Below are 19,767 nucleotides of genomic sequence, written 5' to 3' on the forward strand. Positions count from 1 at the left end.
ATAGTAAAAAATAATACTAAGGCGTACAATGATCAAATTTCACCCGTAAATATTCTTCATACAAAGGGGCTTGTAATGCTTTTGAGTCTAGGGAGTCAATGTTGCTTCTCAGTAGCTTTGGCTCTTTCGCAAATCGCGTTGTACCGTTATACTTCAACAAGAAGAATAACAGCAACAGACTCACAATACCCAAGCTATAGCGCACATATCGCATCTCGTTCCACTCGTTTAGGGTTGTCTCAATTTATTTAAGGTCGCTTCAATCATTTCCATGCGCTTCTTCACTTTTTCAGCAGAAGCATCCAAGGTATACCCTTCTTCCATTAATTCCTTGATCAATAACATTTTTTTAATGTTCTCGTAGTTATAGCGTCTGTTTTTTCCTTCCTCTTCCGTTAAACTGCTAATAATCCCCTTCTCTTCCCAATAGCGAATTTGACGTGTTGGAATGCCCGTAATTTGAGCAACTTCCCCAATGCCTACAACCAATTTATCTAAAAAATCAAAGTCAAATGACAGTTCTTTATTTTCCTTATTCTCCATGATTTGTAAATAACTTACAATTAATGTTGTAAATATAAAATATAAGTCCTTCATTTGCAATTGTAGATTATTTACAATTAATGACACTTAAAAACAACTTAGGTATGAAAAGAACAATTTTAATCCTTTGTATTTGTTTCACCTTTCTTTCATCTTTGACTATGACAGCTCAAACTCCTTCAACAGAACAAGTAAAAAAAGAGATCCTTCAACTTGTAGAAGACACCTTTTCTCAAGGCGCTTTAAATGCGCTAAACTATGAGGCGATGTACCAAGGCTTTCACCCTGACTTTGCCATTCTTATTCCTACAGAGACAAACGGCCTGTTTAAACTGCCACTAGCTACCTGGGTAGCCTTAGTAAAAGCTTACAAAGAGGACGCTCAACAAATGGCTTCTGGTGTGCGCAACTTAGAGTACCTCATCGACGTACTGGATGTAACGGATACGATTGCGCTGGTAAAAGTGCAATACTTTAGAGCCCAACAGCTCATCATCACGGACTACCTCTCGTACATCAAATTTGACTCCCGTTGGTTGGCCGTTTCAAAAGTTTCTAAAGACCATATTACTAACCCTTTAAATCTCAATTTATAATGAAACAATTCGTTTTACTCACGCTTAATTTAATTTTTATGATGACGATGCAAGCACAAACAAAAGAAAAAGCAGCTTTACTTTTAATTGAAACACAAAATGAGTGGATGCATCCACAAGGCAATCTCTACAAGGCTTTAGTAGAAGATCAAGCCCTAATGCAACAGTCGATCCAGCAGATTGAAAAGGCGTTGACTTATGCGCGTAACCATAACCTGACAGTCATTCATGTGGGTTTGAGCTTTACTGCAGGATATCCAGAACTGGGCCTAGCTACGAGTGGTTTACGCCATGCCATTCCCAAAGCAGGCACCTTTCAAGCAGGTGCATTTGGCACTTCTTTCTATGAAACGGTTCAACCTATTGAGGGTGAGTTTATCGTTAAAGGTCGCACAGGAGCGAGTGCCTTTACTGGTTCAAACCTCGATGTGTATTTGAGAAATAACCACATAGAAAAACTTTTTTTAGTAGGCTATGCTACCCATGTTTGTGTAGAAAGTACTTTTCGAGATGCACATGAAAGAGGATATCATGCGGTTGTGCTCTCTGATGCTACAGCAGCCTTTAATGCGACACAACAACAGTATTTCTTAGATGAAATCGTCCATCACTTTGGAAGTCAGCAAACAACGGAAGCATTTACATCTAGCAAGTAAAAACAAAAAAGACTCATTCTTGCGACAGTAAGAATGAGTCTTTTTTTATCGTATAACTAATATAAACTTATTGTTTTTTCCCCTCAAAAAATATACGCTTTTGATTTTCCATTATTTTTTTTCCAGAAAACTTTAGTGTTTTTGTCTCTGCAACATAGACCAACACACCTGCTAATTCTCCTGTTTTATGCATAACATCCTGATGATCTGTATGTTCAGAAACGAACTGAACTTCCATCTCAATAGGCGTTCTATCATTACCGCTCATTCTGATTTTGTTATTTCCCAAATCTTCAACTACGAGCAATTTATTAAATTCTTTAGAATCATATGCCCCCATATAACTCCCTGCAACTGTTGCAGATGCAGATCCTTTTTTCACTCCTCCACTGTTGTCATCACTACTGCTACAACTTGTTCCTGAAAACAAAATACCAAGGAATACCAAAGAATAAGATACAATTTTTTTAATCATGATTTTCTTTTTTTAATACTATTATATGAATCGAACAAAGGTACCTCAATTCCTTTTCTATAATAAATTATTATTAAAAGAACAACTACTAATTAAAAATATATTTCGTTTTTTATAGAAAATTAACTACAAATTACTCAATTTAAACAAATAACACATAGAATATAGGCTTTATAAAAATGTGTTTTTTTAGCAATCCAACTTCACCAAACTTCCGCTTCCCTTCCCCCATGGCCTATTTTATTCTAACCGTGCGATTTTTATTAACTTATTTCACTATAAATCAAGATTTTAAACAACTATAAAGGTCCTTATCTAAACTATTTTGAACAACTAAGATTTGCATTTTTCTCAATACACCCTAATCTTCTCTTACATACAACATAAAAACTACGCATCCTTTTGTTTGTTCCTATACTGGGAAGGAGTCATCCCCTTGTATTTCTTAAACAATTTAGAGAAGTGACTCTCATCGTTAAAATCTAATTCAAAGGCAATTTCTTTTAATCGCATTGTACTGTACTTCAAGCGGATTTCTGCTAATTTCAACTTGTAATCCAGAATATAATCTTGCAGCGATAGTCCCACTTGTTTTTTAAAATACGCCCCAATATAACTCTTAGCCATACCAAATTCCTGCGCCAAGGAAGCAATAGACAATTTATCTCGATCAGCAATATGCTGTTGAATGTAGGTGATTACCTTCATAACATCGCGTACTTTCTGCTTTTCTGCTGTAGAATTGTAATCACTTTGAATCAAATTACGCGCCACGAGATTGAGCAATATCCCCATCGCTTGGCGAATAATCAGGTAATCTTGGATTGGGTTTTGTGCTTCTCGCTCCATGGCATATAACAGCTGTTCAGCCAATACGCCATCTTCCGCGATGCGAAATACACAACCGGCTTTGGCGTGGTAATTATGTGTAATATAGCTCAGCTTCGTCAAGTTATCACAGGTTTCGATGCGATCTGCTTCTAGGCGAATTTGCGTAATAAAACTTTGCGGACACGCAATCACCAAAAAGCGACTGCGCTTCGCACTATCGAAGCTGTATTTTGCATCAAAAGGAATCAAAAAGAGCTTGCCTTGCTGAAAGGGAATCGCTTGATCTTCAAAATGAGTCACCCCATCTCCTTCTAACACATACACCAAGGTTAATTCTGCTTTAGACTGCATCGTATAGACATCAGCAATACAAGCTACTTGTTCAATAAGAATGGGATCAACTCGATTTAACTGCATGGCTTAAACCAACAAAAACCTTTTTAGATACAATTTATTTTGTATCGAGCGTGTTTTCTTTGCAAAGAAATAAAAAATAATCGAATGAACGAATATAAAAACAGATGGACTATCTTGCGTTACCTCGTCGTAGGGGCGTTTTTATCCCCTTTGGATTACTTCATCGTCAACATGGCTTTACCAGCCATTAAAACCTCTTTTCAAGCAACCGATAATCAACTGCAAATGGTGATTGCTATTTATGGACTAACCTATGCAGCTTTAGTTGTTTGCAGTGGAAAATTAGGGGATATATACGGCCGAAAAAACATTTTTACGCTGGGCTTGTGGATTTTTCTCTTCTCGTCCATTGCCTGTGGCTTATCCCCAACGATTCAATTCCTCATCTTTGCTCGCTTTTTACAAGGGATTGGAGCTTCTTTACTAGCGCCACAAGTATTGGCTTCAATTAAAATACTCTTTGAAGAACAAGAACGCGCCAAAGCCTTGGGATTCTTTGGGTCCGTATTTGGATTAGCCGCTATTATGGGACAATTATTGGGAGGCGTTCTATTAGAACTCCAACTCGGAGGCTTGACTTGGGAAATTATCTTCTTCGTCAATGTTCCTGTTGCCGCTCTTTGTTTATACGGAATCTACACCAATATGCCTACAGAACCCCTGCGAAAACAACGGTTGGATTATGGTGGTGTTATACTGATTATCAGCACCCTACTTTGTTTTATAACACCACTTATCTACGGGAGAACGTTTCATTGGGCCTGGTGGATATGGGGACTTATCGGCTTGAGTTTGATCTTATTGACAGCATTCATCCAGTATGAAAGAAACAGAGAAAAACAACATAAAAATGTAGTGATATCCTTGCGTTTATTTCACAACAAAGCCTTTGCACTGCATCTGCCGATTATCTTATTCTACAACTTTACAGCTGGACTATTCATTTGTTATCCCTACTATTTACAAACGCATTTACACTGGTCTGTTTTAGCTACTGGATTGGCAATTGTCCCTTATGGCATTGGATTTTTTTTAGGTCCAATTCTATTTGCTAAAGTAGAACGAAGTGCTGCTTTTTGGATTCCATTTGCCTTAACGCTCTTAAGTCTTTCTTTTGTCTCTCTTGGCTTGTTCTTTTACAACTTCCCTACCCCTAATCTCCTTACACATGGTTTATTTTTATGTGCAGGTCTAGGTCATGGGCTCATTATGCCCGTCATGATGAAGGAAAGCATTCGCCCCATCACCGTAGAGCAAGCCGGACAAGCTTCGGGTATTATCAGTACCATTATTCAAGTGGGTAGTGTATTAGGTGGAGCAATTCTAGGTACTGTCTTTTTTAGTTTGAGTGAAACCCTTGGATTTCCGATCGCTTTTGCCACAGCTTTAGCTACAATTGGAACGGTACAACTCTTTGGTATCCGTTTCTATTTAACCAATAAAAAAAATAAAATCTTTTAAATCAATACAATGCATACAACCGCGCTTATCGAACTTGGTAAAAAACAAGTTCAAGATTTTTGTCACCACATCGAAATGTGGTTCAATGGCACAGCCACAGACCAACAAGCCCTATATGAGGCAATAACCAATACGTTTGATCCTGCCTTCCAATTAGTCAACGGAGATGGCAATACGGTCGACTTCCCTATGTTAACACAATGGCTACACCAAGTGTATGGGCAATTTCCACAGCGAAAAGTGGAAGTAAAAAACATAGAAGCACAAGCAACTTCGCATCATGTTCTTGTTTCTTATACTGAAATTCAATATACCGATGACAGTCAAAATACAAGACAAGCTTCTGCGGTTTTCCGCTATGAAAATGGACAAACCTTGTGGTATCACTTGGTTGAGGAATGGGTGTAATACAAGAAAAAGCGCTAATCTTACTTAGCGCTTTTTCATTTTATTTATCTGTTAAACCAGCATGTTTACTAATTTCTTATCCCAAACTGTCGCATGAGACCACTAATTAATCCATTTGTATGCTTTCATTTCTATTCACTGCCAATTGAGCTACTTTTTCTGCATATTGATCTCCCCAATGTTCCATAGCAGCAATAATGGGTAATAAAGTTGCTCCAAAAGCAGTTAAATGATAGGCCACCTTTAAGGGATATCCTTCGTATACCTCTTTTGTTAAAACCTCATAATCGACCAATTCTGACAGCTGTTTATTAATTACGCGTAAACTGGTGTGTTTAATCGTTTTTTGAATATCAGTAGGTCGTTGAATCCCAGTAGCAACACAATCGATGATGCAGGGTTTCCACTTCCCTCCCATCACCTTCAATGTCACGGTTACACCATAATCCAAATGCTGTGGTATTTTATTTCTATACATAATCTAAAGGGCAAAAATCAAAACAAAATTAAGAAGAAAACCGCAAAGCAGTTGCTTTTGTACTAGTGGATAAAATTGTCCATAGGATTAATTTGTGTCTTATTCCAGATTTGAAAGCATCAAAATACCTTTGCCTCAAATTCAAAACACATGAAATACATTTTTCTTATCGCTGCTATTTTAGCTGAAGTTATCGGTGCATTAGCTACTAGACAATCCAATGGTTTTACAAAATTAATTCCCTCAATTATCGCTATTTTAGGCGTTGTAGGAGCCTATTATTTACTGTCGCTTTCGCTCAAACAGGGAATGTCTATAGGAATTGCCTATGGTATTTGGGCAGCACTTGGTATTACCGTACTCGCCCTTATTGGCTTAGTCGTTTTTAAAGAAACCCTAACCATCATCCAGCTTTTCGGACTTGCACTGATTATCGCAGGGGTATTAGCTCTTGAACTAGGAAAAGCTTAAGCTGAATCCTAAATTAAGCCTTACTATTCATCCTTTATTCATCCGTTCCGCTTCCTTCTTTTGGGGATATACCCCTCTAAATCGAATAATCCTTGTACTTTTGCTTTCTTTATTAAAATTTGTATGACAAGATGAGTTACAAAAAATTCGACATAGAAACATGGAACAGAAAAGAACATTTCTACCATTTTAAAGATCAATTGCGTTGTGGGTTTAGCTTAACCACAAAAATAAACATCAGCAAAGTCCTTCCTTATATCAAGGCGAATGACTATAAATTCTATCCCACAATCATTTATTTACTGGCAAAGGCAGTGAATAGACACGCTGCTTTTAAATTTGCCATGAAAGAGGGGGAACTTATTCAATGGGATATTATCCATCCTGCTTATACGATTATGCATCCAGAGACGGAAACATTCTCTGAATTATACACGATGTATACCGACGATTTAAAGGTATTCTTAGCGGAATATGATCAAACACACGACCAGTATAAGGACAATTATGCCTTATCTCCTCAACAAGGCATCGAAAATATATTCAATATATCAATGATTCCCTGGGTAAGTTTTGATGGTTTTAACCTGAATGTTCCAGGTTTTGGCGATTACTTTGCGCCTATTTTTACGTTGGGAAAATACTCCATTCAAGGGGATGAGATTTTAATGCCGATTTCCATTCAAGTGCATCACGCTACTTGTGATGGTTTACATGTAGCTCAATTATTACACAGTTTACAAGAATTGTGTGATGAAATTGGGCAATAGTTTTTTTGCTTTTTTGTTGGTTGTTATTTGCTTTTTCGTGAAGAGCAAAGCGCACAAAGAACGACTTCACAAAAAAGCAAAAAAATTGTCTTTTACAAATTGTGAATCCAAATCTTCAATACGTTCAGCGAATCATCTATCTCTTCTTTGTTTTAGGTACATCCTTACTGCTGTAATAAAAGATTAGCTCGTTCAAAAACTTCTCTTTTTTCTACAAGTTGATGCTAAACACATTATCGTTTACTCTTGATTTTTCATACAAAAAACTAAATTCTGTTTTAACGTTGATTTTGTTCTAAGCTTTTTAGCGCCCGTTTGTTCTTTCTTTTATTTTTTTTTATGCTTACCATCTACAGGCACTTCAGTCGCTGTCTTTTCAATCCTGCTACGCTCTCTAGCCAAAACTTCTTCTGAAATTTTAATATCTGGATACCCTCCCCTTCTTCGTTGATTACTAATATATCCTGTATTAATAATCAATTCTGCTGAAGGAGCGTTATCTACTAAAGTAATGGTATAAAATTTTTCCTTTTTATCGAGTTTAACTTCTTTCGTTTCGCATTCTTTAAAAGAAACCACAAGATAATTATCCTTTTTATTTTTCACTCTTATTTCAAATTTTCCGTCCAAATCTGTGTTTACACTATTTTTTGTTCCTTTTTCCACGATAGAAGTTTCAGGTAAAGGATAACCATCCTCTCCTAACACCTGTCCTTTAATTACGCGTTTACCTGCTAAGACATTCAAACTGCATAACAGTATGAAACAATAAAGTAAATTTTTTTTCATTTCTTTCATTCTTTGGGGTGAATAAAACTAATGTAGTAAATAAATCAATTGTTCTACTGTTGTATAACTATTTAATTTCTATCAAAACAATAATAGGTACCACTGTGTTTTGCTTTTTTGTCTTTTTGTTTTTTTGAAAGATTATCACAAAGCACAAACCTCACTTTCCTCACCATCTATCTCATGGGTTTATATTTGTTTTGGTATTCGATGAATCTACACTGCGTTCCGATTTCACCTCCTCACCTCCTCACCTTCCTCACCATCTTCACAAAGCACAAAAAAACAAAAAAGCCCATCTCCTTACAAACTGCACGTACAAACTTATATTTTCCCCATGATGAACTGCGTTCGTCATATTTTTTTGTAACTTAAGGTGCAATACAACTATGTTTGTCCTTAAAAGTAGTGTCGAATGGAGAAAACGCAAAAATGGTATACCAAACCTTTCGTAGAGGAAGTGATTTACTTCTGCGCCTTGTTTGCACTTATCATGCTGCCCGAATTAATGAAGTCCATCTCACAAGCAGATTTCATTAAAACCCTCCTATTCTTTTCCCTTGTCTATGGGCAAGCGATTTTTCATCGCTACTTTCTTTTTTCTTTATTTCTCAACAAAAAATACCTCCTCTATGGAATAGCAGCGGTTATTTTCACGCTACTCGGAGCGGGTATATTACTGGCTGCAGATTATTGGTGGATTGACCCAACCTACTATTTAACGGATGAAGATACGCTCCTAGACCATTATGTCTCGCATCTCGTTCTTTGTGTAATTAGTACAGCGGCTATTCTATCCATCTTGTTAGTTCGCACCTACTCGCATGAAGTGCAAAAACGCAATGAAGCACAATTGATGCTGAGTGAAATTCAAATCAAATACTTACATGCCCAACTGAACCCCCACTTTGTTTTTAATATGTTCAATAACCTCTACGGGGTTAGCTTAACGGATCCTACGCGTACGCCAGATCTCATTCTCCAACTTTCAAACTTAATGCGGTATCAATTGGAAAATTCTAAAAAAGATACCGTTACCTTAGAAGAAGAATTGGCCTTTATCAGCAATTATATCGCACTCGAAAAAGAGCGCGTAGGACAACGTTGTGTCATTACCTACACGATTGAGGATCCTGAGAAATTAGCTCCACACTACGTGATTGCTCCCCTATTGCTCATTACCTTAGTAGAGAATGCATTCAAACACAGCTTAACCATTCAACACCCTTGGTTTGTATCCTTAGCAGTAACCATAGAAAAACAAGTCATTCATCTAAAAGTGGCCAATTCGTTAGGCGATCAACTCCTTCAGAACAATTCAACAGGCATCGGACTAATCAATATCCGCCAACGGCTTGAATTACTATACCACAATCGTTTTACCCTAGAAACAACACAAGATCAAAACACGTACACCACGAACTTAATTATACATTTAAACTAACACACCCACACCCATGAACAAGACACTCAAATGTATGATCATTGACGACGAAGAAGGCGCACACTTAGTCCTCCGGCATTACATTCAAAAACTAAAACAACTCGACTTACAAAAGTCGTTCTACAATCCCATCGAAGCCATGGAATACATGTATGAAAATCCTGTAGACCTCCTCTTCTTGGATATCAATATGCCGGGTATCACAGGATTAGAAATGCTCAAAGCCCTTCAAAATCCGCCCCTTGTTATATTGACCACCGCTTATAAAGAATATGCATTAGAAAGCTATGAATACCGCGTAGTGGATTACTTAGTTAAACCTTTTGATTTAGCGCGCTTTATGGCTGCAATAGACAATGTATTTTCCCGCTATAAACCCATCAGTGAAACGACAGACGCAATGCCGAAAGAACAAGAAACATCGTATATTTTGCTTCGCGTAGATGGTGATACGCTTAAACTGCACTACAGTGATATCACCCACCTGCAAAGTTGGGGAAACTACGTCAAAGTATTTACCAAAGAAAAACAGTACCTCAGCCCAATTACAACCACTGAAATAGAAAAGAAATTAGATCGCAATCACTTTATGCGCATCCACAAATCGCATATTGTTGCCTTGAATCAAATTAAAAAGATTTCAGGAGGTCAAGTGGAACTAGAAAGAGGAGTTATCTTACCGATAGGATCGACGTATAAAAGAGAATTACTCGATAAATTAGAAGAGTAAAATAGTCGTCTACATCCCCTAAACAGATGTTGCTGAATGCGTTTGGTCATAAAAATCAGCCCGTTCATCCTTTTTTTTTGATGGAAAGAAAATGCAAGGAGATATTTGCCTCATATATTGAAACGTATGCTCCTTTCACATCCATAAAACATGAAAAAGAAACTTTTATATATCGCCTTGGTCAGTGTATCCACTGTAGGAAGTCTAGGACTACTTAGCTGTTCGGATAAATCAGATAAATCCGAAACACCCACAAAAAAAGAAGAACAAATGACAACGAAGTTGGAAAGAATTGCACAACAAAACGGCAAAGCAGATAAACCTGGTTTTACGTACCAAGTACATTTTGACCAAGGCGCAACGTATACGGGAGCTGTTGGTTTGGCGACACTAGATCCTGCTCGCCAATTACAGGTTGATGATGTATTCAATATTGCATCCATCTCCAAGCAATTTACTGCTTTTGGTATCCTGTTATTGGAACAAAAAGGAAAACTAGCGCTTGATCAGTCCCTATACACTTATATGCCAGAATTGGGTGACTATGTAAAACCCATTACCCTTGCGCATTTAATCAACCATTCTAGTGGACTATCTGATTATATGCAAATTGCCTATAACAAAGGACTTGATGGACAATATCCGCTAAGCAGTGCTGAAACAGTACAACATTTATGCGAATTAACCCATACAGAGTTTGAAGTAGGTACCCAACAAGAGTACAGCAATACGGGCTATTTCTTATTGGCGCAGATTATAGAACGCGTAAGCGGTATGTCAATGAAAGACTTTAGTCAGCAGTATATTTTTACTCCTTTAGGGATGAATAATACCTTCATCGTCGATCAGTACCCGATTGAACGCCATCACGTTTTATCGTATAATGAAGCAGATCAACCCGATGAAGTATTTTGGACCCACACCGGAGATGGTCAAGTACATAGTACTGTTGGCGATTTAGTCCGTTGGGGGGAGAATATGACCTCGGGAAAAGTAGGTGGATCAGCACTTGTCAAAAAGTTTGCTACGGCTTTCCCTTCGGTTACCCCTGAGGGCAAAGACATTGTCGATTATAGTCCCTATGCCTTTGGCATTGGATTAAGCAAAATACAAGGCCTAGATGCCCTAGAACATTCCGGAGGATGGATGAGTTACAATTGTAATTTGATTCGCATTCCCAGTAAAAAATTAACCCTAGTGGTCCTGAGCAATAGTGCCAACATCGATGCTGTAGAAATCAGCTATCGACTTGCTCAAGCGGTACTAGAATAACCCCAATTTAAAAAAAGCAATGAAATCTATTCATACCCTACTCCAGCATTACCAAAAGGAAATTCAAAACAAGAAGATAGCCCAAGCCTATCATTTTCTCTTGCGCTTTTTGATGCAATCTAAAGCAGATTTTGCTCTTCATCACAAAGCGGAATTTAAGGTAGGGAATATTGCACCTGGGTATCTCGATTACAGCTATTTTTCTTTTTTTAATCGAGAACTAAGAGACAAGAAGTTGAGATATGGCATTGTGCTCAATCACGCTAAAATGCAAATCGAACTTTGGTTAATGGGGCAAAACGCTAAAGTGCAACAAGAGTATTGGAAAACCTTGAAAAAAAGCAAATGGAATGCACACCGCACCGCCATGCCTCAGTATGCTATTTTGGAGGTGGTTCTATTGGATGAGCTCAACTTCGATCGGACAGAGGATATGCTCTTGGCTATTCGGACCAAAGCCTTACAGACCATAGTGGAAATTAATCCTTTGCTTTAATTCCGAACCCCTTTAGTACTGTACTTCAACTAGATGGTCTTACAAAAAAGAAAAAAGTACAGTACCTCTCAATTTTAATTTTACAGAAATGAAAAAAACAATACTCTTAGTATTCCTACTCTTGAGCGGGGTACTCTGTGCACAAACGCAACTGAAAGGCACAGTAAAAGACACACAAAATCAGCCTGTTGGATGGGCTACTTTACTCTTACAAGCGATAGATAATCCCAAAGAGGAATACGTGACCATGAGTGAAGAAAATGGAAGCTTCAGCTTTACAATAAACAAGAACAAGGGAGATTATAAACTGCTGGTGAGCTTTATTGGTTATCAGGCAGTAGAACAGCAACTTTCCTTAGCTGCTGCCCATACACCGCTAGCAATTACCCTTGCTAGTGATGAAAACATCCTCGATGAAGTGCTTATTACCAGCCATAGAAAAGCATTGAAGGTAACGCCTGGTAAAGCAACCTTAAATATTGAGCAAAGTAATTTAGCGCAAACACAATCAGCTTATGATGTATTGAAATCATTACCTGGTGTGACCATGAGCCAAAGTGGAGAACTTAAAATCAAAGGGAAATCAGGTGTAACTGTACTCATGGATGGACAACCGACACAGCTCACAACGGAGCAATTGAAAACCATCCTCAAAGGCACCCCGGGTTCTACCCTACAGACGATTGAAATCATGAATATTCCACCTGCCAATATTGATGCTTCAGGAACGGGTGGTGTTATTAATATTATTTCAAAAAAGAAATTAGTACAAGGTTTCTACGGTTCTGTAAATTCAACAGTGGGTATTAGCCATAAAGTTAGTACCGATCACGCCTTGAACCTCGGATACGGCAATGACCATTGGAACTATAATTTGATGTATTCCTACAGTTATGCGCCCGATCGATGGAGAGAGAACTATGAGAAAAAAGACGTAGCAACGGTGAATCAAGATTGGTTGGATCAGTCTCAGCGTACCTTTTTGAACAGCAAGTCACATCTAGTTAAGTTTGATGTCGCGAGAACCTTTGAACGAGGTCATGTCTTGCGCTTAACAACATCTTTCGACTATAATGATACGCCAAGTACCGTTAAGACACATACAACGACAGGTACAACAGAAGCTTCCCCTGAGCACTCCATGCAAAAAAATGACAGCAAAAGTAAATTGACCACGTTTAAAACGGATCTACAATACACCCATAAATTGGCAGAAAAAGAAAGTTGGACTACCTCAGCGGGTCTAGTATATGTCAAATCGGATGTCACAGATTTTATTGTAGGAAAAGTAGCTCCTTTTGCACCTGGAAACCCTTGGATGACAAAGCAACATAATGTATACCCAACAGATCGCAAAGAGTTTAATTTTAAATCAGATTATCAAAACACCTTATGGGACGAAGCACAATCGAGCGCTAAAGTTGAATTTGGTATCAAGAGCAATTATGCGAGTTTACAGACAGATGAGCGTTTACATACCTTACTTGCGCAAGGTGAAGACCTCAATCAGCTGAACCGAAGTAAATTTGAATATAAAACGGGGGTACATGCCTTTTATGGATCTATTGATATAACACAGGGTAAATGGGCTATTATAGCAGGTTTACGTGGAGAATACACCCATATCAATGGGGATACCTTACAGCATAAAAACTTAGTCAAACAAGATTATTTTTCTCTATTTCCAACCGTACAGGTTACCTATACGCCTAGTGAAAACTACGCCATCATGGCATCCTACGCTCGAAGAATAGAACGACCTGAATTTGACAAATTGAATCCTGCTGTTCGCTACCTCAACAACACCACAAAAACTTGGGGTAATCCCAATTTACAACCCGAATTTTCGAATAATATCGAACTGACGCAGCAATTTCTAGGTTTTATTGATCTGACTTTAGGATATAGCCGCATTACAGATCCGATGTTGTATAGCTATTTTAATGAAAGCGTAAACAGCGCTTACTTTACTAGTGTCAACGGAAAAAGTAGAAGCGAATGGCAAGCGTCTTTATCGTTGCCCATTCCAGGATTCAACGGTTGGGAAAATTATCACGGTGTTTATTTTTACAATACTAAGTTTGATAATAACCGAATCAATACAAACAAAAATAGCATTGGTGTATTTACGTACAACAATTTTAAATTACCGGCGAAGTTCAGTTTGGAAGTAACGGCTTGGTATCAAAATGGTGGAATCGACTCTAACTTTAGCTATCGCTCACTAGGGGAAGTTAATGTAGGGGTAAGTAAGAAATTTTGGCAAGATCAATTTACCGCCACCTTTGCGGTAAGTGATTTATTCAAAACGGGTGGTTTTAGAACATCCATTCTAGAAGATCCTAATCAACAAACGCGTTTTACGTTCAACAATGATATGAGGGTATTCAAGTTGGGAATCACTTACAATTTTGGAGGTAAAAACAAAAAAGAAGAACACAAAGAAGAAGATCCAACACTAAATAAAGCGCATCCTGCTATAAAGGTTATAAAGTAACTATTAATAACTATGTTTAAACACGACCAGTGCATTCAAAATTTTTACGTGATCTCTTCATTCATAATGCTTAATGTAGAATCATTGGTCAAAAAGGAACCCTTGAGGGTTCCTTTTTTTATACTCTTCTATTTCCGTTGGTCTATAGCCCAACGCAGTATATCATAATTCCCCTCCTGTTCATCCTTATTATTTGATAAGACACTATGACACAGCTATTTTGCACCACCAAAAGGAAGATACAAGCCCCACTACACCAATAGATCGCTTAGATCGCTTCCTTTTTACTACCCTTTTGCAATCTAGTTAATTTCTATACATGAACAAGTTGATTCACACCCATTATTCAAAACCTACAGTTGTCTTTTTTTTACTGCCTTTTGCGCTCTTGTTGAAAATTGCACTTGTACTTTATAGTCTTGATTGTCTATCAGTCCACGGCTATATTTTTATTCAAAAGGATTGGTTTTACTTTATCAATCACCATGTACAACAATCCCCCGAAACCCTGGCAAACCTCACTCAATTGGGTGATGCCTTAATCTTGTTGTCTTTTTTAACGCTTTTCATTCTGTATGCGCCTAAACTTTGGGAAGCACTCTTGACTAGTTCCCTCCTTTCCTTTCTCTTTGCTATCATAACCAAGGAGGTATTCGCAATTCCCAGACCTGCAAAAGCCTTTGACTATACCACATTCAACATCATTGGAGAAAAACTATCAGGATCGACAAGCTTTCCCTCAGGACATTCGATAACGGTATTTACCGTATTGACAGTTGTCCTGTTTGCGATGAGTCCGCAAAATAAGAAGTACAAAATCCCATACTTTGTTGGAATGATCGTGTTGGGCTTACTTTTTGCTTTTACACGTGTTGCCGTAGGAGCGCATTATCCCTTGGATGTACTTGTGGGCTGTATATTAGGGTATACTTCAGGGATATTGGGAACCTATATTAGTCAACGATATGCCTTATGGCCCTGGATTTACAACAAAAAGTACTATCCCGTATTCTTTGTTATTTTTCTGATCTGCTGTATTATTTTGCTCTTTCGCATACAAAGTGAAAACTTATTTATTTATTATTGTGCTTTACTCAGCTTTCTATTTTCGCTCTATAAAATGACACAACGCTATGTTCAAAAATAAATATCAAACCCGAACATTTGCCTTTTGGATGAGTATCATCAATACGGGGCTATACCATCTTCCCTTTTTTCAATTTGTATTTCAACATATTGAATCCAAAGGGATTCATAAACTTGCCTTAATCTGTAGCCTATTTCTCCTCATGATCTTGGCTAACTTCTTTGCTTTTTACCTCTTCCTTGCGCTCGCACATCGGTTAGGGAAAGGACTCTTGAGTTTGTTTTTTGCACTGAATGCAGTAGCCCTCTATTTTATCCATACCTATGGTATCATTATAGATGAAAGTATGATTGGCAATCTATTGAATACGAATTATGAAGAATCGAGTAGTTTTTTCTCTTTTAAACTGGTGGGGTATTTTCTGTTTTTAGGAATTGGACCTAGTATCTTAATCTATCGAATAAAAGTAATCAAAGATCAGCTAAAAACCGTTCTCCTTAGCTTTGGGGCTTCACTCCTCGGAATCATCCTCTTAGTCTTGATGAATGCGACGAATCTCCTGTGGATTGACAAACACTCCAAACAGTTGGGCGGTTTAGCCATGCCTTGGTCCTATACCGTTAATACTGCGCTTTTCTATGTTCACCAAGCACAGCAAAACAAAAAAGAAATACGCCTACCTGATGTGACGCATACTACAGAGGAAAAATCTATTGTTGTACTTGTGATAGGGGAATCGGCAAGAAAGCAAAACTTCTCCCTCTATGGCTATGAAAAGAATACCAACCCACTCCTATCTCAAACCAAACAGCTCTATCACTTTGATGCACAATCCTCCGCTACCTATACAACTGCTGGGGTAAAGAGTATTTTGGAACACAAAGAGACCAACGACTTATATGAGATATTGCCCAATTATTTATACCGCAATCAGGTTGACGTCATTTGGAAAACAACCAATTGGGGAGAACCTCCCGTGCATATTGCAAACTATCAAAGCAAAGAGCTGTTGCGCCAAAATTGTGTAACAGGCAATTGTGACTATGATGAAATACTACTGACCAACCTCAAAGAAGATATCTTAGCGAGTACGAAAAACAAAATACTGGTGGTCCTGCACAGCAGTACGAGTCACGGACCGACGTACAACACAAAATACCCCCCTGCCTTTGAAGTATTTAGTCCCGTTTGTTCTAGTGTAGAACTAGCCAATTGCGAACAAGAGGAACTCATCAATGCGTATGACAATACCATTGTTTATACGGATTATCTCTTACACCGCATCATTGAAGACCTTCAAACCTTGCCCGATTTCAAGAGTACGATGGTATTTGTTTCAGATCACGGGGAATCACTAGGAGAGAAAAACCTGTATATGCACGGCTTACCCATGAGCTTTGCGCCTAAAGAACAGTATGAGATCCCATTCATCGTCTGGGTGTCTGACGATGCTATAAAACTCAAACCTAATCCTTTATTATCTCAACATCACGTCTTTCACAGCGTCCTCCATTTCTTAGGTATAACGAGTCCTATTTATGATGAAAAGATGAATATTTTTGAACCGTAACGCAACAAACATACCGTTACCCTTCTTTCGGAACTACTAATCAAAAGAGAGCTTCCTTTGGTCAAAGAAAATTGTCTAAATACCTAAACTGAAGGTTATTTGCTTCCATAATTTAAATCATTAAAATGAAAGCAACAATTTTTAGTTTAGGTATGCTATTAGCCGTTTGTAGTGTAAATGCTCAAAACCAAAATCCTTTTCAACTGGGTGTAAAAGTAGCGTCAAATCACGCGAATATTGCAGGTAATTTAGAAAACCTAAGCAAATCAAGTGCTATGGGATTCTCTGCTGGGGTTACAGCAAAATACCACATGGATCGTTTTTTCGTTCAAACTGAACTATTGTACAGCGAATCTAAATCTTCTCTGGACAACCCTTTAATTGACCGTGCAAAATGGAAAAGTATTGACCTTCCTGTTTCGATTGGTTATACCTTGTTTGATTTCAATACCGTACGTCTTCATGTATTAGCTGGGGGTGTTTATTCTCGAGTAATCAACGACAAATTAAGCGCCATTGATAATCTAACAACGGGCGATTGGAACCTCAACAAAAACAATGTCAAAGCACAAGTAGGTGCTGTGGTAACGATGGGCCGATTTGCAGTTGAATTAACGTATGCACGTCAATTAAACAGTCTTTCTAAAAACTTCAAATCCAAATCAAATCAAGTGCAACTAGGGGTCAGCTATATGTTCTTGTAATAAAAAGAAAAAAGCATAGCTTAAGGGCTGTGCTTTTCTCTTTTTTAACCAAAACCATTCATCAAAAAATTCATTCCATTGGTCAAAAAATAGTTCACGGAATCAAATCATTATCCTTTATTTACCTTTGTAGTTCAAATTTAAGTGATTCATGCATCCAACGATCAATATAAGCAAACACAAACGCCTTTTTTTTATTTTATTCTGGTCCGTCCTCGCTCTTTCGGTATGGCCGTATATCCACATCAATAATCGCCCGCTTTATTGGCTTTTACATTGCTTGACGATTATGTTTTGCTTTATTACCATCGCCCATTATTTAAGTGATATTGTACTGCCTAAAGCTTTAAAAGAGGGGAAAATGAAACGCTTTATTCTGGTTTTCTTTGTGGGCATCCTTTTTCTAAATATACTGATTTCCTTCCTCTTTACGCTATTTCCATACTACGTCAACGATACTGTTGTACTCCGCGATGCAGGTGCCGTTACTTGGCAACAGTTTTTTGTACATAAATTGTTTAGCTCCTTTCCTTCTGCTATGGCTATTGTAACAACAACTTGTGGTATTCGATTCTATGAGGAACACTATAAAATTGAACAGATAAATGCCAAATTGAAGCAAGAGCATTTAGAGGCGCAAATTAAGCTCCTACAGGATCAAATCAATCCACATTTGATGTTCAACATCCTCAATCACATTCACATCCTGATGCAAAACAACGTAGAATTAGCGTCAACGGTACTGCTTAAATTCTCGGATATCCTGCGTTACCAGCTCTATGAATGCAACCAACAGCATGTTTTCTTGCATCAAGAAATTCAATATTTACAAGATCTAGTAGCCATTGAAGAAATTCGATGGCAAGAGGAACTCACGGTTCAATGTGTATGGGAAATCGAAACTAAACAGTTGCAAATTGCTCCTTTACTACTGGTTCCTCTCGTAGAAAACGCTTTCAAACACGTCTCTCGATTGCCTCATCAACAGGGTTATGTATACATCCACTGCAAAGAAGAAAAAGGAAAGCTAACTTTAGCCATCGAAAATTCCTATAACGACCGATACAAAAGAGAAAAACAGCAAGGTGGTATTGGAATTGTCAATATAACAGAACGATTAAAAATACAATATCCTGATGCACATACGTTTCGATTAGAGGAAAAAGAAGATACCTTTACTGTAGTGCTCCAAATTGATTTAAACCATGACAACAGATAAAAATACACTCCAACTAAAATGCCTCGTCATTGATGATGAACCTCTAGCGCGAAGAGCTATTGTGGATTTTATTGCGCAAGTAGACTTTTTAACTGCCACAGCTTCGTGTGGATCTGCATTAGAGGCTCAAGAATTAATGAGTAAGGATAAGTTTGATTTGCTCTTCCTCGATATCAATATGCCTTATTTATCGGGTATTGATTTTTTAGAAGCTATTAGTCAACCGCCCATGGTTATTTTTACAACGGCTTATTCGGAACATGCGTTAGAGGGCTACCGCTTGCAAATTGTAGACTACTTACTAAAACCCATCGCCTTTAAACGCTTTTATCAAGCTGCCCTAAAAGCCAAAGAATGGTATGAGCTGAAACATCAACAGAAAGCAGAACTAGGCTTAGCGGATGGCTCCATGTATATTAAACACGAGGATAGTTTTGTCAAAATTCAATGGGCAACCATCCTCTACATCGAAGGCATGCAAAATTATGTCCGCATTCACACCCCCCAAAAAAGCTATATCATCCACCAAACAATGGTAGCCTTAGAGGAGTTATTACCCAAAGAACACTTTTTTAGAATACACAAATCCTATCTCATTAACATCAACCACATGAGTTCTATTTCTGGGAATAAGGTCCTCATCCAAGGTACTTCTTTACCCATCGCACGTTTGCGTAAGGAAGCACTCCTCAATGATATTATCTATAAAAACTTATTAAGCAAATAAAAAAAGAGACGAATTACAATTCGTCTCTTTTTTATTTGCTTATTGTTTTGTAAGGCCAAATGGCCTTTTCTTCTTTATTTATTTGTCATGTTAGGGGGCAAATTGCCATTTGCCAATACATCAGGG

Annotated in this window: 21 protein-coding genes; 16 read left to right on the forward strand and 5 right to left on the reverse strand. The window is 37.9% G+C overall.

Translation table 11 applies throughout. The features are described 5' to 3' along the window. Positions 1-228: 228 nt before the first annotated feature. Positions 229-543, reverse strand: coding sequence for a MerR family transcriptional regulator (locus ACUTSE_RS13320; protein WP_172462241.1), 315 nt, complete (start codon positions 541-543; stop codon positions 229-231). Positions 544-647: 104 nt separating this feature from the next. Here ACUTSE_RS13320 and ACUTSE_RS13325 point away from each other — a divergent pair, with 104 nt between their 5' ends. Both ACUTSE_RS13325 and ACUTSE_RS13330 read left to right on the forward strand, forming a co-directional pair. Next, on the forward strand, positions 648-1,139 hold the full coding sequence (locus tag ACUTSE_RS13325) for a nuclear transport factor 2 family protein (RefSeq protein WP_445640583.1): 492 nt from the start codon (positions 648-650) through the stop codon (positions 1,137-1,139). Further along, positions 1,139-1,795 (forward strand): cysteine hydrolase, encoded by a 657-nt coding sequence (locus tag ACUTSE_RS13330; RefSeq protein ID WP_445640584.1) that lies wholly within the window; start codon positions 1,139-1,141, stop codon positions 1,793-1,795. Before ACUTSE_RS13325 ends, ACUTSE_RS13330 begins: the two co-directional genes overlap by 1 nt. Before the next feature lie 67 nt (positions 1,796-1,862). Here ACUTSE_RS13330 and ACUTSE_RS13335 read toward each other — a convergent pair whose 3' ends face one another. Then, entirely contained in the window at positions 1,863-2,270 is a 408-nt protein-coding gene (locus ACUTSE_RS13335) for a hypothetical protein (RefSeq protein ID WP_445640585.1), read from the reverse strand. Between the two features lie 390 nt (positions 2,271-2,660). Then, positions 2,661-3,518 (reverse strand): helix-turn-helix domain-containing protein, encoded by an 858-nt coding sequence (locus ACUTSE_RS13340; RefSeq protein WP_445640586.1) that lies wholly within the window; start codon positions 3,516-3,518, stop codon positions 2,661-2,663. 84 nt (positions 3,519-3,602) lie between these two features. Between ACUTSE_RS13340 and ACUTSE_RS13345 the strand changes: the two genes are divergently transcribed. After that, the gene (locus ACUTSE_RS13345; RefSeq protein ID WP_445640587.1) at positions 3,603-4,979 is read left to right on the forward strand and encodes an MFS transporter; all 1,377 of its coding nucleotides are present in this window, start codon (positions 3,603-3,605) and stop codon (positions 4,977-4,979) included. 9 nt (positions 4,980-4,988) lie between these two features. After that, positions 4,989-5,387, forward strand: coding sequence for a hypothetical protein (locus tag ACUTSE_RS13350; protein WP_445640588.1), 399 nt, complete (start codon positions 4,989-4,991; stop codon positions 5,385-5,387). Positions 5,388-5,493: 106 nt separating this feature from the next. On the opposite strand, the gene ACUTSE_RS13355 is transcribed toward ACUTSE_RS13350, so the two are convergent. After that, positions 5,494-5,865, reverse strand: a complete 372-nt coding sequence (locus ACUTSE_RS13355) for a winged helix-turn-helix transcriptional regulator (RefSeq protein ID WP_002991945.1) — start codon at positions 5,863-5,865, stop codon at positions 5,494-5,496. Positions 5,866-6,015: 150 nt separating this feature from the next. Here ACUTSE_RS13355 and ACUTSE_RS13360 point away from each other — a divergent pair, with 150 nt between their 5' ends. Together ACUTSE_RS13360 and ACUTSE_RS13365 are read left to right on the forward strand one after the other, a co-directional pair. Beyond that, positions 6,016-6,336, forward strand: a complete 321-nt coding sequence (locus ACUTSE_RS13360; RefSeq protein ID WP_445640589.1) for a DMT family transporter — start codon at positions 6,016-6,018, stop codon at positions 6,334-6,336. A gap of 131 nt (positions 6,337-6,467) precedes the next feature. Then, complete coding sequence (locus ACUTSE_RS13365) at positions 6,468-7,106, forward strand: CatA-like O-acetyltransferase (RefSeq protein ID WP_445640590.1); 639 nt, start codon at positions 6,468-6,470, stop codon at positions 7,104-7,106. A gap of 327 nt (positions 7,107-7,433) precedes the next feature. Here ACUTSE_RS13365 and ACUTSE_RS13370 read toward each other — a convergent pair whose 3' ends face one another. Next, positions 7,434-7,895 carry a carboxypeptidase-like regulatory domain-containing protein gene (locus tag ACUTSE_RS13370; protein ID WP_445640591.1) on the reverse strand — a complete coding sequence of 154 codons (462 nt, stop codon included), beginning with the start codon at positions 7,893-7,895 and terminating at the stop codon, positions 7,434-7,436. Between the two features lie 415 nt (positions 7,896-8,310). Here ACUTSE_RS13370 and ACUTSE_RS13375 point away from each other — a divergent pair, with 415 nt between their 5' ends. The 10 genes from ACUTSE_RS13375 (at position 8,311) to ACUTSE_RS13420 (ending at position 19,641) form a co-directional block, all read left to right on the forward strand. Next, a complete protein-coding gene (locus ACUTSE_RS13375; protein WP_002991938.1) occupies positions 8,311-9,339 on the forward strand; it encodes a sensor histidine kinase in 1,029 nt (342 codons plus the stop codon). Between the two features lie 13 nt (positions 9,340-9,352). After that, positions 9,353-10,069, forward strand: a complete 717-nt coding sequence (locus tag ACUTSE_RS13380; protein ID WP_445640592.1) for a LytR/AlgR family response regulator transcription factor — start codon at positions 9,353-9,355, stop codon at positions 10,067-10,069. 150 nt (positions 10,070-10,219) lie between these two features. Beyond that, positions 10,220-11,341, forward strand: coding sequence for a serine hydrolase domain-containing protein (locus ACUTSE_RS13385; protein WP_445640593.1), 1,122 nt, complete (start codon positions 10,220-10,222; stop codon positions 11,339-11,341). 19 nt (positions 11,342-11,360) lie between these two features. After that, a complete protein-coding gene (locus tag ACUTSE_RS13390; protein ID WP_445640594.1) occupies positions 11,361-11,837 on the forward strand; it encodes a DUF7000 family protein in 477 nt (158 codons plus the stop codon). Between the two features lie 88 nt (positions 11,838-11,925). Then, entirely contained in the window at positions 11,926-14,334 is a 2,409-nt protein-coding gene (locus ACUTSE_RS13395) for a TonB-dependent receptor domain-containing protein (RefSeq protein ID WP_445640595.1), read from the forward strand. A gap of 319 nt (positions 14,335-14,653) precedes the next feature. Next, the gene (locus ACUTSE_RS13400; protein WP_445640596.1) at positions 14,654-15,481 is read left to right on the forward strand and encodes a phosphatase PAP2 family protein; all 828 of its coding nucleotides are present in this window, start codon (positions 14,654-14,656) and stop codon (positions 15,479-15,481) included. Next, positions 15,468-16,991: a phosphoethanolamine--lipid A transferase EptA gene (eptA, locus tag ACUTSE_RS13405; RefSeq protein ID WP_445640597.1), complete on the forward strand. Its 1,524-nt coding sequence runs from the start codon at positions 15,468-15,470 to the stop codon at positions 16,989-16,991. Before ACUTSE_RS13400 ends, eptA begins: the two co-directional genes overlap by 14 nt. Before the next feature lie 125 nt (positions 16,992-17,116). Next, entirely contained in the window at positions 17,117-17,695 is a 579-nt protein-coding gene (locus ACUTSE_RS13410) for a porin family protein (protein ID WP_445640598.1), read from the forward strand. A gap of 151 nt (positions 17,696-17,846) precedes the next feature. Continuing rightward, the gene (locus ACUTSE_RS13415; RefSeq protein ID WP_445640599.1) at positions 17,847-18,914 is read left to right on the forward strand and encodes a sensor histidine kinase; all 1,068 of its coding nucleotides are present in this window, start codon (positions 17,847-17,849) and stop codon (positions 18,912-18,914) included. Beyond that, positions 18,901-19,641, forward strand: a complete 741-nt coding sequence (locus ACUTSE_RS13420; RefSeq protein WP_445640600.1) for a LytR/AlgR family response regulator transcription factor — start codon at positions 18,901-18,903, stop codon at positions 19,639-19,641. Before ACUTSE_RS13415 ends, ACUTSE_RS13420 begins: the two co-directional genes overlap by 14 nt. Positions 19,642-19,767: the final 126 nt, after the last annotated feature.

Source organism: Myroides sp. TSA_177.3, from assembly GCF_052691955.1.

Excerpts from the sequence above, each read along its gene's own strand:
- ACUTSE_RS13320 (WP_172462241.1), bottom strand. The coding sequence starts at position 543 with ATGGAGAATAAGGAAAATAAAGAACTGTCATTTGACTTTGATTTTTTA.
- ACUTSE_RS13325 (WP_445640583.1), top strand. The coding sequence starts at position 648 with ATGAAAAGAACAATTTTAATCCTTTGTATTTGTTTCACCTTTCTTTCA.
- ACUTSE_RS13330 (WP_445640584.1), top strand. The coding sequence starts at position 1,139 with ATGAAACAATTCGTTTTACTCACGCTTAATTTAATTTTTATGATGACG.
- ACUTSE_RS13335 (WP_445640585.1), bottom strand. The coding sequence starts at position 2,270 with ATGATTAAAAAAATTGTATCTTATTCTTTGGTATTCCTTGGTATTTTG.
- ACUTSE_RS13340 (WP_445640586.1), bottom strand. The coding sequence starts at position 3,518 with ATGCAGTTAAATCGAGTTGATCCCATTCTTATTGAACAAGTAGCTTGT.
- ACUTSE_RS13345 (WP_445640587.1), top strand. The coding sequence starts at position 3,603 with ATGAACGAATATAAAAACAGATGGACTATCTTGCGTTACCTCGTCGTA.
- ACUTSE_RS13350 (WP_445640588.1), top strand. The coding sequence starts at position 4,989 with ATGCATACAACCGCGCTTATCGAACTTGGTAAAAAACAAGTTCAAGAT.
- ACUTSE_RS13355 (WP_002991945.1), bottom strand. The coding sequence starts at position 5,865 with ATGTATAGAAATAAAATACCACAGCATTTGGATTATGGTGTAACCGTG.
- ACUTSE_RS13360 (WP_445640589.1), top strand. The coding sequence starts at position 6,016 with ATGAAATACATTTTTCTTATCGCTGCTATTTTAGCTGAAGTTATCGGT.
- ACUTSE_RS13365 (WP_445640590.1), top strand. The coding sequence starts at position 6,468 with ATGAGTTACAAAAAATTCGACATAGAAACATGGAACAGAAAAGAACAT.
- ACUTSE_RS13370 (WP_445640591.1), bottom strand. The coding sequence starts at position 7,895 with ATGAAAAAAAATTTACTTTATTGTTTCATACTGTTATGCAGTTTGAAT.
- ACUTSE_RS13375 (WP_002991938.1), top strand. The coding sequence starts at position 8,311 with ATGGAGAAAACGCAAAAATGGTATACCAAACCTTTCGTAGAGGAAGTG.
- ACUTSE_RS13380 (WP_445640592.1), top strand. The coding sequence starts at position 9,353 with ATGAACAAGACACTCAAATGTATGATCATTGACGACGAAGAAGGCGCA.
- ACUTSE_RS13385 (WP_445640593.1), top strand. The coding sequence starts at position 10,220 with ATGAAAAAGAAACTTTTATATATCGCCTTGGTCAGTGTATCCACTGTA.
- ACUTSE_RS13390 (WP_445640594.1), top strand. The coding sequence starts at position 11,361 with ATGAAATCTATTCATACCCTACTCCAGCATTACCAAAAGGAAATTCAA.
- ACUTSE_RS13395 (WP_445640595.1), top strand. The coding sequence starts at position 11,926 with ATGAAAAAAACAATACTCTTAGTATTCCTACTCTTGAGCGGGGTACTC.
- ACUTSE_RS13400 (WP_445640596.1), top strand. The coding sequence starts at position 14,654 with ATGAACAAGTTGATTCACACCCATTATTCAAAACCTACAGTTGTCTTT.
- eptA (WP_445640597.1), top strand. The coding sequence starts at position 15,468 with ATGTTCAAAAATAAATATCAAACCCGAACATTTGCCTTTTGGATGAGT.
- ACUTSE_RS13410 (WP_445640598.1), top strand. The coding sequence starts at position 17,117 with ATGAAAGCAACAATTTTTAGTTTAGGTATGCTATTAGCCGTTTGTAGT.
- ACUTSE_RS13415 (WP_445640599.1), top strand. The coding sequence starts at position 17,847 with ATGCATCCAACGATCAATATAAGCAAACACAAACGCCTTTTTTTTATT.
- ACUTSE_RS13420 (WP_445640600.1), top strand. The coding sequence starts at position 18,901 with ATGACAACAGATAAAAATACACTCCAACTAAAATGCCTCGTCATTGAT.